Consider the following 11,353-nt stretch of genomic DNA (forward strand, 5'->3'; position numbering starts at 1 on the left):
GTAAAGGGGGGAAAATCTTTGTGTGGCATTGCAGGCATCGTATTGCATAAGCCTGGATCGCTGAACTGGGCAGCAAATGCCCTACAAGGGCTGTATCACCGTGGCCCCGACGACCACGGCTGGCTAACCCTCGACCAAGCCACCGACAAGGGCAAGGACTGGTCAGACGCTTCCGGCTCGGTATTGCTGGTGCATCGCAGGCTTTCCATTCTGGATCTTTCAGCGCTGGGTTGGCAGCCCATGTCCAGCCCGGATCAGCGCTATCACCTTGTTTTCAACGGTGAAATATACAACTACCTCGAGCTTCGCCAGGAACTCCAGGCCCTGGGCCATTGTTTCCGTTCGCACTCCGACACCGAGGTACTGCTGGCGGCTTGGGCCCAGTGGGGCGTGCAGTGCCTTACCCGCCTGGTGGGCATGTTCGCTTTTGCTGTGCTGGATCGGCAGAATCAACGCCTCTACCTGGCTCGAGACTATTTTGGCATCAAACCTTTGTACTACGCCCAGTTCGACGAAGGTATTGCCTTTGCTTCCGAAATTCCTGTGCTCCTCGAGCTTCCCGGTGTAGGGCGCCAGGTTAATCCCAACCGACTTTACCGCTATTTGCGCTTTGGCCTTACCGACGATGGCAGCGAGACCCTCTTTGCCCAGGTGCAACAGCTTCCGCCGGCCCATTACCTGGAACTTCAGCTTGGTAGTCCACAGCTTTCTTCTCCGCAACGCTTCTGGCAACCCAACCCGGAACCCATTTTTGAGGGTTCTTTCGAGGAGGCTGCCGAAAGCGTGCGCGCACAGTTTTTGGAGAATGTGCGGCTGCACCTGCGCTCGGATGTACCTGTGGGGGCGGCGCTCTCGGGGGGCATCGACTCCTCCGCCATCGTGATGGCCATGCGCTACCTCGAGCCGGGTCTCGAGCTGCATACCTTTACCTACGTGGCTGACCATGGGGTCTCCGAGGAATCCTGGGCCGAACTGGTCGGCAAGGCCGCCAGAGTAAAAGCCCACAAAGTAAAACCCAGCGCAGGCGAGCTGGTTGCAGATCTGGATCATTTGGTGCAGGTGCAGGGTGAGCCTTTTGGCTCCACCAGCATCTATGCCCAGTACCGAGTCTTTCGCCTGGCCCAGGAGGCCGGTATCAAGGTCATGCTGGATGGCCAGGGTGCCGACGAAATCCTGGCCGGTTATGCAGTGTATGGCGGGGCGCGTCTAGCCTCTTTGTTGCGCCAGGGACGCTGGTTCGAGGCCCTGGCCTTCCTGCGGGCGAGTCGGCTCGAGCCTGCCCTCAAAGATACCTACAAAAGCGCCCTGGGCTTTTTACTGCCACCGAGTCTGGAGCCTCTGGCCCGTCGCCTCATCGGTCAGGAGCTGGCCCCCGGCTGGCTGAACGTGGACTGGTTTCAAGAAAAAGGGGTTGCCCTCGCCTCGCCGCGGGCTCTCCACGGACGCGAGGTGTTGCGCGAGGAGCTATTACAATCCCTCACCGAAACCAGCCTGCCCAAGCTGTTGCGCTACGAAGACCGCAATTCCATGGCCCACTCCATCGAAAGCCGGGTGCCCTTTCTGACACCCCGACTGGTAGAGCTGATTCTGAGCCTTCCCGAATCGTATATCCTTTCACCCAGTGGACAAACCAAGGCGGTTTTCCGGCGCGCCATGCAGGGCCTGGTTCCCCAGGCCATCCTGGAGCGCAAAGACAAAGTCGGGTTCGCAACCCCGGAACAACACTGGCTGGAGCAGCTCGCTCCCTGGGTGGAGCAACAGCTAAAATCCGAAACCCTGTACCGCATCAAGGCCTTGAAACCAGAGCTGCTTCGGCAGGAGCTGGCGGCCGTAATGGCTCGGCGAAAACCTTTCGACGCCCGGGTCTGGCGCTGGGTCAATCTGATTGCCTGGGCCAGAACCTTTGACGTGCGCTTCGATTGATTTCGATCCCCTTGCGCTCTGGCGTAGCTGTAGGAGACCCGCAATGTCCCAACCTTTACCCAAGATTGTTCACATGAGCTCGGCCCACCCACCCTTCGACGTTCGGATTTTTCACCGGGAGTGTGTGAGTCTGGCCCAGGAAGGTTATCCGGTGTCGCTGGTCGTACCACACCAGCAGGACGAGGTGCGCCAGGGGGTGCAAATTTGCGCTGTACCGGTGGCCAAAAACCGTTTGGGGCGCATGTTTGGGGTGGCCTGGGCCGTTTATAAACGGGCTTTGGCCGAAAAGGGCGATATTTACCATTTCCACGACCCCGAGTTGATTCCTGTGGGGCTGCTCTTGCAATTGCAGGGCAAAAAAGTTGTGTACGACGTACACGAGGATGTTCCCACGGACATTTTGAGCAAGGACTGGATCCCCAAATGGTTGCGCAGCCTGGTAGCCCTGGGTATGGGGCTGCTCGAGCGCCTGGCAGGCGCCTTCTTGAGCGGGATTGTTGCCGTCACCGAACCCATTGCCGCGCGTTTCCCCGCTCATAAAACCATCCTTTTACAGAACTTTCCGCATCCCCAGGAGATTGCCTCCTTGCAAAACCTGCCCTACCAGACGCGCCCGGCCCAGGCCCTTTACACCGGCAGCATTACGCGGGTAAGGGGGCTTTTTGAAATGCTGGATGCCATGCAGCGCTTGCCTGATACCAAACTTCGTCTGACCCTGATTGGAAACTTTGCCCCGGAAACCCTCGAGGCCGAGGCGGCGCAACACCCTGGTTTTTCCAGAACCGACTATCTGGGCTACAAAAACCGTCCGGATACCCTGGCCCTGCTCTCCAGCAGCCGCATTGGCCTTTCCATACTGCATCCCATTCCCAGCTTTCTGGTCTCGCAACCCACCAAGTTATACGAGTACATGATGGCCGGTATGCCCTTTGTAGCCTCGGACTTCCCTCTCTGGCGCGCCTCCATTGGCCACAATAACTGTGGCTTATTTGTGGACCCACGCAAACCGGACGCCATTGCCCAGGCCATCCAATGGCTGCTCGATCACCCCGCCGAGGCCGAGGCCATGGGCCAGCGCGGGCGGCGGTTGGTTGCCGAGCAGCTCAACTGGGGCGTAGAGTTCGTAAAGCTCAAAGAGCTTTACCATCGCCTGAGCCAGCCCCCTGCCTTGGGGCATCTGGAGGTCTGAATGTGCGGTATTGCGGGGGCTTTTTCCTGGATTCAATCGGCAGAACCGCTTCGTGCGTTGGTAGCCGAGGTAGTCCAAAGCCAGCTCCACCGCGGCCCCGACCACCAGGCCGTAGTCGAGCTTCCACAGCCTGCGGGCCCCCTGGTCTTGGGCCACAACCGCCTGAGCATCATAGATCTCTCGGAACACTCCAACCAGCCATTATGGGATCACACCGGCCGATATTGCATCGTGTTCAACGGTGAAATCTACAACTACCTGGAGCTTCGTGACCAGCTTCAGCAGCTAGGGCATCGCTTTCAAACCCAGGGCGACACCGAGGTAATCCTGGAGGCATATAAAGCCTGGGGCAAAAACGCTTGGGAACGCTTTATTGGCATGTTCGCCTTTGCCTTGCTGGACACCCAATCGCAGCAGCTCTGGCTGGTGCGGGATCGCTTTGGTGTCAAACCGCTTTTTTACCTCCTAAAAGAAGGCATTCTGGCTTTTGCCTCCTCTACCGGGGCGCTGGCCCGGCATTTCGGACTCGCCCCCAATCTGGAGTACGTGAGCCGGGGCCTGTATTACTACGTCTACGAAGACGACAGCGACATCTCGCCTTATGTGGGCTTGCGGGCTTTGCCGGCCGGACACCACGCCTGTATTCGCTTGCAGCAGCCCAGCGTAGAACCCCAGCGCTATTACGACCTGGCTGGCCGGGTCGAGCAGAAAATAGCCGCACTCGAGGGCCTGTCGGATAAGGCCTTACTGGAAGAACTCGAGGCCACCCTGCAAAGCGCGGTCGTGCTGCGCTTGCGCTCCGATGTACCGCTGGCCATATCGCTTTCGGGCGGCCTGGACTCCTCCCTGGTAGCCGCCCTGGCCGCCCGGCAACATCCGCAGGTAGAAGGCTTTTGTTATGGCCACCCGCGCGCCGCCCGCTCCGAAGGGCCCCTGGCCCAGGCACTTGCACAAAAGAGCGGCATCGAGGTGCACTTTGTATGGCCCGAACTTTCCAAAGAACGCCTGGTTCAAGCTTTTGAAAAAACCCTAGCCTCGCAGGATGCCCCCTTCCCCACCCTCAGCATTCTGGCGCAAAACTTCGTCTACGAGGCAGCCCGAGCAGAGGGCTACAAGGTACTTCTGGGCGGTCAGGGCGGCGATGAAGGCTTTATGGGCTACCGAAAATTTTTTCTGTTTCAGCTTCGCCACTTGCTACAGCAAAAGCGCCTGGCTGAGCTGGGCAGTTTCGCCCTGGGGTTTGCACAGCTTCTGGCAGCCGAGTCGTATAAGCTGGGCCTTTTCTGGCAAAACCGTCAGCGCTATTCTGGCAAACAACTTGAAGGCAACCTGCGCCTGCCAAAAGTTCAGCTCCAGCTTGGAGCTTCGGCTGACCAGGCACCCTGGCTGCGCCAGATGCTCGATGTAACCCGCTATAGCCTGCCCACTTTGCTCCGGTACGAGGACCGCAACTCAATGGGCCACAGCATCGAAAGCCGCTTGCCCTTTTTGGACTATCGGGTACTCGAGCTCGGATTGGCTCTTCCGGTTCACCTGAAGCTGCGCAACGGGTATGGCAAGTGGGCCCTGCGGCAGATAGCCCACAGCAAAGTGCCCGAAGTCATCCGCACTGCTCGCTACAAAAGAGGCTTTGATGTAACGCAAACCTGGCTCACCGAAGGTCTGGGGGCACACCTCCAGGAGCAACTGCATTTGGCCTCGGGTATTCTGCGAGACGTTTTGGGCTCGAGCCAGAATGCAGTACAAACATATACCCCAGAACAAATGCAGCACCGACCTCGCTTGCTGGCGGAGGCCATTAGCCTGCTATGGCTGGCCCGCAAACTTGGTAACCAAACCTAGACGGACTTTTCCACAAGTTGTTTTGAAGAGATCACCAATATGAACAAGCGCATTCACTACCTGGACTGGCTTCGGTTTTTGGCGGTATTTTTGGGCCTGGTGTTCCATTCTGGAAGGCCCTTCGACGACTGGCCCTGGCTTATCAAAGGGCCCGAACTGGGCTGGACGACCTTTTTCAACGAGGCCCTCACCACGGTTCGGCTGCCACTCCTTTTTTTTGTGTCGGGGGCTGCCACCATCTTTGTGCTCAAAAAACTGGTTAAGGACTACACCCTGGATCGCATGATTCGGCTCTTGATTCCGCTGGGCATGGGTGTTTTGCTAATAGTTCCACCCCAGCACTACATTGTGCGCATCTCCCTCCCACCCAGCGACCCCCAGCACTTTAACGGAAGCTACTGGCAATTTCTGAGCGGCCCCTGGCTGCATGGCGGCACATATCCCCTGAGCAACCTGCGAACCGAACACCTGTGGTATCTTTTGTACCTGTTTATCTTTTCACTCCTGGCCCTTCCCATCTTCCTGTATTTGCGCAGCCCTGGAGGTCTGGCTTTATGGGCGCGGCTCGAGCACTGGTTTATGGCAGCCTCCTGGCGGGTCTGGCTTCTGGTAGTAATTCCCGCCATCGGTATTAGCTTGCTGCCACTTATATTTCGTTCGCACCCAGGGTTGGTACAGGATCTAGAAAACCTGCTATTTTTTTTCTTCTTATATGTACTGGGCTTTGCGCTCTTCCACAGACCACGCTTACTCGAGATCATCTTCAGCCAGCGAAAGCTGTTTGCCTGGGCAGGACTGGTGCTGGTTATAGGCAAGGCCTATCTTTTTACCGTAGTTTGGGAGCACGATACATTCAGTCCTGGTATCTCGCTGCAAAATTTCGAGCTCTACTGGCTTCTTCGAGACCTGGCCGCCCTGTGCGTTGTTTTTGCCGCACTTGGCTACGCGCATCAATACCTGAACCGGCCCTCCCCTTTTTTGGAGCATGCCCGCCATTGGGTATACCCCTTTTATATCTGGCATCAAAGCGTCATTGTGGTTTTGGGCTATTTTGTACTCAAGCTGGCCTGGCCGGCCTGGCTGCTATATGGACTGCTGATGCTGAGCGCTCTGGTCGTTACCATAACCCTGAGCGAGCTGGTGCAACATAGCGCCTTGAGTCGGTTTCTTTTTGGCATTCACCGGAGGTCGGGCAGAAAAAGCGCCACAGCGCTATCGAGAACTTCAAAAAAAATGCTATAGCGAATTCGAAACGGCAGCCATCATAGCTTAGAGCGGTTTCGGGAAATAACTTTGGGGTGAGGTGAGCGCGAACATCAACTGGGAGGCGAGGGGGTGGCCATTAGGCCATAGCCGCTATGCGGCCAACCTGGGTTTGCTGTCGCCACATCCCTCGGGTCAAACCGCAAACTGCCCTGGAACGCTTTTCGCAAAAATCGAGCCATCCGGAACCCAAGAATCCTTTTTCCTGGACGAAATAGTGGCCGGCCGGAAACTCGAACTTTATACCAGATTCGGTTAATTCGTTACCGAATGGTAACGAATTAACCGGGCCGAAGTTATCCGCGTAGCGGAGGGCGATACCGCCCCTTGGAAGTTATCCGCGTAGCGGAGGGCGATACCGCCCCTTGGAAGAGAGACGCTTTCTTCGCCGACCGTTCGGAAGGGGTGTGCTCTAGGATTCAAAAAGACAACCTATGGGTTTTTTGGTTTTGTAAACATCCGGTATTAGAGGCTATCTTTTTGAATCTGGTATGCGGTGTGTAGCGGCTATCCTTGCAGCCCCCTGCGCAAGGCAATAAGCTATAAAACCATGCCCGAGCTACCCGAGGTCGAGACCACGAGGCGCATCCTCGAGCCCTACCTGCTGGGCCAGCGCATCCAAAAACTGCTGCACAACGACCCCGCCCGCTACCGCCGCACCGAACTGGCCGAAGGGCGCAAGGTGCTGGGTACATCGCGCCGGGGCAAGTATCTGATATTGCATCTGGACAAGAAGCTGGAAGCCGTAATTCACCTGGGCATGACCGGGGGTTTTCGCTTTGAGCCGCACCGCCATACCCGGGTCACCCTGCACTTGCCCAACCAGACCCTCTACTACACCGACCCCCGCCGCTTCGGGAAGTGGTGGATAGTACAGGTCGGCGACTACCGCGAGATTGGCCTGCTGGCGCGCATGGGGCCCGAACCCCTTTCGCCCGATTTCACCCTGGCCCGGTTCAAACAATCGCTATTGTCAACCCAGCGAAAAATCAAAGAGGTGCTCCTGGCGCAAGAGGCGGTAGCCGGTGTGGGCAACATCTATGCGGATGAATCGCTGTGGCTCAGCAAAATCCACCCCGAGCGGCCCGCCGCTTTACTCTCCGGCCCCGAAATCCGCAGGCTTTACCAGGCTATTCGCGAAGTGATGCATCGGGCAGTGGAGGCCGGAGGCTCGACCCTCTCCGACGAAAGCTACCAGCAGCCGAGTGGAGAACCGGGTTACTTTCAGTTCCACCACAACGCCTACGACCGCACCGGCCAGCCCTGTAAACGCAAGGGCTGCTCGGGCAAGATCGTGAAAATGGTGGTGGGGGGACGGGGCACGCATTTCTGCCCATTGTGTCAAAGAATCTAGCTGGCAAAAGCAGTTTTTCAAACGGTCTAATCTCCCCTGTCCGAGTGCCGGTTGGTCTGGGGCAACTGCCCGCGCTCGGCCAGGGTGTTGGTCACAATCCAGGCTTCGGCTTCCTCGGGGGTTTTGACTCGGTAGACCTCCTCGCCGGTGCGCTTGTCCAGGATGCCATAGGCCTTGCTGCCCTTGAGGGGCTTGTACTCGAAGGGGGCTGCCAGTAAGAACTGCTCTACATCCACCCCCTCCCCCAACATCTGACGAAACCAGGCTTGCTGGGCTTTCTCCACCCGCCGGTAGCCCCAGTAGTTAACCAGACCGAAAAGGCCAATTAGCACCAGCAGGGCCAAGAACACCACCACCCAACTCATAGGTTTAGTTTATTGCCAACAAGCCATCAGCGCATTCAGACAGACCTTCCTTGATACAAACCAAGTGCATTGTCCAGCGCTTGGATTACCTGTCGGCGAAACTCGAGCGGCTCCAGTGCTTCCACCGCTGCCCCTGCCCCCAGAACCCAGCCCAGGGCCTGCTCGGGGTACTCGAAGCAAAGCTGGGCCATCAGCCACCCATCGCCCATCGGCTCGCTGTGCTCGAGTTGCCCCCAGTGGCTGGCGGGGTTGGTGCGGGCCAACACTTTCTCCAGAATTCGCACCTGGATGCGATAGCTGGGAATCTGGGCCCTGTATTCGGCGCGGGCTTTGCGCCAGTAGGTCTCGAGGTCGAAGTCGGCAGGGCGCGACGAGGGCTCGTCCAGCAGCCTGGCCTCCAGGATTCTCGAGACCCGGTATGAGCGCAACTCCCCCTGTCTGGAGGCTACCAGGTACCACACGCTCCCCTTTACCACCAAGCCCAGCGGGTCAACAGTACGTTCCGCAGGTTTCCCCTGCATGGGCTCGTAGAGCAGCCGTAGCTTCCGGTCTTGCCAGACCGCTTCCTGCAACACCGGCAGCAGGGGTACCTGCTCCTGGTAGCGCTGAATGTCCACCAGGATGCGCTGGCGGGCATACTCGGCCCCTTGCCGCTGCGTGAAGGGCAGGGCGGCCAGCAGCTTGATCAGCGCTTGCTCGCCCGCCTTACCCAAGCCCAGGTCGCTCAAGAGTTGGGCGGGTTTGAGGGCAAACAGGGCCATGATTTCCGACTGGCTCAGGCCCGTTAGGTTGGTGCGGTATCCTTCCAGCAGTCGCCATCCACCCTTGCTGCCCCGCTCGGCGTAGACCGGCACCCCTGCCGCCGTGAGGGCTTCCATGTCGCGGTAGATGGTGCGCGGTGAGACCTCGAGCCTCTTCGCCAACTCGCTGGTCGTGGCCTGCCCCCTGGTCTGCAACAGCAGCAAAATTGAAACCAGTCGATCCGCTCGCATACCCCTACCCTAGTCCACCAATATGACAGAAGGTGACATATAACCGGTCTAGGCTGGGTTGTGGAGGGGGCAATGGATCACTGCCAATACGTACTCTACACATATCTGGCTCAGAGAGCCCTACAAGAGCAGTTCGAAACTTCCGACCACCCCGAAACCTTGCAGGCCCATTTACCAATCGGGCTGGACTGGCGAACTCGAGTGGCCAGGGTACTCATGCGCTTGGCGATTCGCTTGGAGCCAGAAGTAGTCGAGATGCGGAGGGAACATGTCTAATCTCAAAGGGAAAATTGCGGTTGTAGCAGGAGCCACTAGAGGTTGTGGCCGGGGCATTGCGGTGGAGTTGGGTGCGGCTGGGGCCACCGTGTACTGCACGGGCCGCAGCACCAAAGGCCACCCCTCCGACCTCAACCGCCCCGAAACCATCGAAGAAACCGCCGAGCTGGTGACCCAGGCCGGCGGGAAAGGCATTGCGGTACGGGTAGATCACACCAAAGAGGATCAGGTCAAGGACTTGTTTGAGCGGGTTAAAGCCGAACAGGGCAAGCTGGATATTTTGGTGAACGACGTGTGGGGCGGCGATGCCCTCGTTGAGTGGGGCAAGCCCTTCTGGGAGCTGGACATGGCCCAGGGCTGGCGGCTCTTGGAGCGCTCGGTATACAGCCATCTCCTCACCAGCCGTTACGCCGTGCCGCTGATGTTGGAGCAGAATGCAGGGCTCATCATCGAGGTCACCGACGGTGACACCTTGAACTACCGGGGCCACTTTTTCTACGACCTGGTCAAGACCACCGTGATTCGACTGGCCCACAACATGGCTGAGGAGTTTCGATCAAACCGCTACCAATCTGATGGAAGCAGATTACCTGAAGCCGCCAAGAACATCACCGCCTTAGCCCTTACGCCCGGCTTCCTGCGCTCGGAAGCGATGCTCGAGCACTTTGGCGTGAGCGAGGCCAACTGGCGCGACGCCATTGCCCAAAACCCCTACTACGCCGAGTCCGAGACCCCCCACTACATTGGGCGGGCCGTGGTGGCGCTGGCCTCCGACCCCAAAGTACACGAGAAAGCAGGCCAGGCCCTGGCCACCTGGCATCTGAGCCGGGAGTATGGCTTCACCGATATAGATGGCAGAGCGCCGCATTGGCAGGCGTTTTACGAGGGTAAAAAACCAGCAGAAAAGTGATGTGCGAGGTTCATATTCCAACCGCAACCTCTCTTCGTGCTACCCACACCTCTCGCAGACCAAGCGATGGCGCAAGGATTGGAATTTAGCAGATTGAAGTTTGCATACCGCTCGTACCGCACTACAATACACATTGTGAGCAATTTGCGTATATTACTCATCGCCGGCGGCCCACCCGGCGAGCACGAGGTTTCCCTGTCGTCGGCACGGGGGGTACTGGCGGCCATGCCCCATCCGACCGAACTGGCGGTGATTGCCAAGGATGGCCTGTGGTTGCTGGGAGAGGACGCTCGCGAAGCCCTGGTAGCGGGGGTGGCCGAACACGGCACCCACCGCTTCCCCCCAGACATTCCCTGGCAGCATTACGACGTGGCCTTTCCGCTGCTGCACGGCCCGGTGGGTGAGGATGGGGTCATTCAGGGCTTTCTAGAACTGCTGGGGCTGCCCTATGTGGGGGCAGGTGTGACCAGTTCGGCGCTGTGCATGGACAAAGACCTTTGCAAGCGGGTTTTGCATCAGGCCGGCATTCCGGTAGTTCCCTGGGTGACCTTTTACAAAGGTGAGCCTACCCCCGAACCACCCTTCAAACCCCCCTACTTTGTCAAACCCGCCAACACCGGCTCCTCGGTGGGCATCTCCAAGGTCAGGGCTGACCAGGACGCCCACAAAGCCCTGGCCCAAGCCTTCGCCTGGGATCACAAAGTACTGGTTGAGCAGGGCATAGAAGGGGTGCGCGAACTGGAAGTGGCACTCCTGGGCAACATCCACGCCCGCTCAAGTGTGGTGGGTGAGATCACCTACCAGGCCGAGTTTTACGACTACGAGACTAAGTACACCCCCGGCAGGGCCCAGCTTCACCTGCCTGCCTCCATTTCCCCCGAGATTGCGGAGAGGATACAGGCTACCGCCATCGAGGCTTACCGTATCCTGGGGGTGCGCGGGATGGCCCGGGTAGATTTTTTTCTATCGGGCCAGGGTGAGCTTTACCTCAACGAGTTCAACACCATTCCTGGCTTCACCCCTACCAGCATGTATCCCAAGCTCTGGCAGGCCAGCGGGCTTGCTTACCCTGAGTTGCTTGACCAGCTGGTGCAACTGGCGCTCAGGGCCTAATACCAGATTCGGTTAGTTCGTCACCAAAGGGTGACGAACTAACCCGACCGAAGTTATCCGCGTAGCGGAGGGCGATACCGCCCCTTGGAAGTTATCCGCGTAGCGGAGGGCGATACCGCCCCTTGG

At 58.4% G+C, this 11,353-nt stretch carries 9 protein-coding genes; 7 read left to right on the forward strand and 2 right to left on the reverse strand.

From position 1 onward, the window contains the following. Positions 1–18 precede the first annotated feature (18 nt). The 5 genes from asnB (Mhypo_RS11265) to Mhypo_RS11285 all read left to right on the forward strand — a co-directional run bounded on the left by asnB (Mhypo_RS11265) (position 19) and on the right by Mhypo_RS11285 (position 7,571). A complete protein-coding gene (gene asnB / locus Mhypo_RS11265; protein WP_119341393.1) occupies positions 19–1,923 on the forward strand; it encodes an asparagine synthase (glutamine-hydrolyzing) in 1,905 nt (634 codons plus the stop codon). 43 nt (positions 1,924–1,966) lie between these two features. Then, complete coding sequence (locus tag Mhypo_RS11270; RefSeq protein ID WP_119341394.1) at positions 1,967–3,112, forward strand: glycosyltransferase family 4 protein; 1,146 nt, start codon at positions 1,967–1,969, stop codon at positions 3,110–3,112. Then, the gene (asnB, locus tag Mhypo_RS11275; protein ID WP_119341395.1) at positions 3,113–4,954 is read left to right on the forward strand and encodes an asparagine synthase (glutamine-hydrolyzing); all 1,842 of its coding nucleotides are present in this window, start codon (positions 3,113–3,115) and stop codon (positions 4,952–4,954) included. A 39-nt stretch (positions 4,955–4,993) separates the two neighbouring features. Beyond that, the gene (locus Mhypo_RS11280; protein WP_119341396.1) at positions 4,994–6,196 is read left to right on the forward strand and encodes an acyltransferase family protein; all 1,203 of its coding nucleotides are present in this window, start codon (positions 4,994–4,996) and stop codon (positions 6,194–6,196) included. A 571-nt stretch (positions 6,197–6,767) separates the two neighbouring features. Continuing rightward, on the forward strand, positions 6,768–7,571 hold the full coding sequence (locus tag Mhypo_RS11285) for a DNA-formamidopyrimidine glycosylase (protein ID WP_119341397.1): 804 nt from the start codon (positions 6,768–6,770) through the stop codon (positions 7,569–7,571). 26 nt (positions 7,572–7,597) lie between these two features. Here the strand turns inward: Mhypo_RS11285 and Mhypo_RS11290 are convergent, their stop codons facing one another. Next, positions 7,598–7,936: a hypothetical protein gene (locus tag Mhypo_RS11290; protein WP_119341398.1), complete on the reverse strand. Its 339-nt coding sequence runs from the start codon at positions 7,934–7,936 to the stop codon at positions 7,598–7,600. A gap of 35 nt (positions 7,937–7,971) precedes the next feature. Next, complete coding sequence (locus tag Mhypo_RS11295; protein WP_119341399.1) at positions 7,972–8,928, reverse strand: helix-turn-helix transcriptional regulator; 957 nt, start codon at positions 8,926–8,928, stop codon at positions 7,972–7,974. Positions 8,929–9,196: 268 nt separating this feature from the next. Between Mhypo_RS11295 and Mhypo_RS11305 the strand changes: the two genes are divergently transcribed. Beyond that, positions 9,197–10,114: an SDR family oxidoreductase gene (locus Mhypo_RS11305; RefSeq protein WP_119341401.1), complete on the forward strand. Its 918-nt coding sequence runs from the start codon at positions 9,197–9,199 to the stop codon at positions 10,112–10,114. A 144-nt stretch (positions 10,115–10,258) separates the two neighbouring features. Then, positions 10,259–11,227, forward strand: a complete 969-nt coding sequence (locus Mhypo_RS11310; protein ID WP_119341402.1) for a D-alanine--D-alanine ligase family protein — start codon at positions 10,259–10,261, stop codon at positions 11,225–11,227. Positions 11,228–11,353 lie beyond the last annotated feature (126 nt).

It is taken from the genome of Meiothermus hypogaeus, from assembly GCF_003574035.1.
GTDB classification, from domain to species: Bacteria; Deinococcota; Deinococci; order Deinococcales; family Thermaceae; genus Meiothermus; species Meiothermus hypogaeus.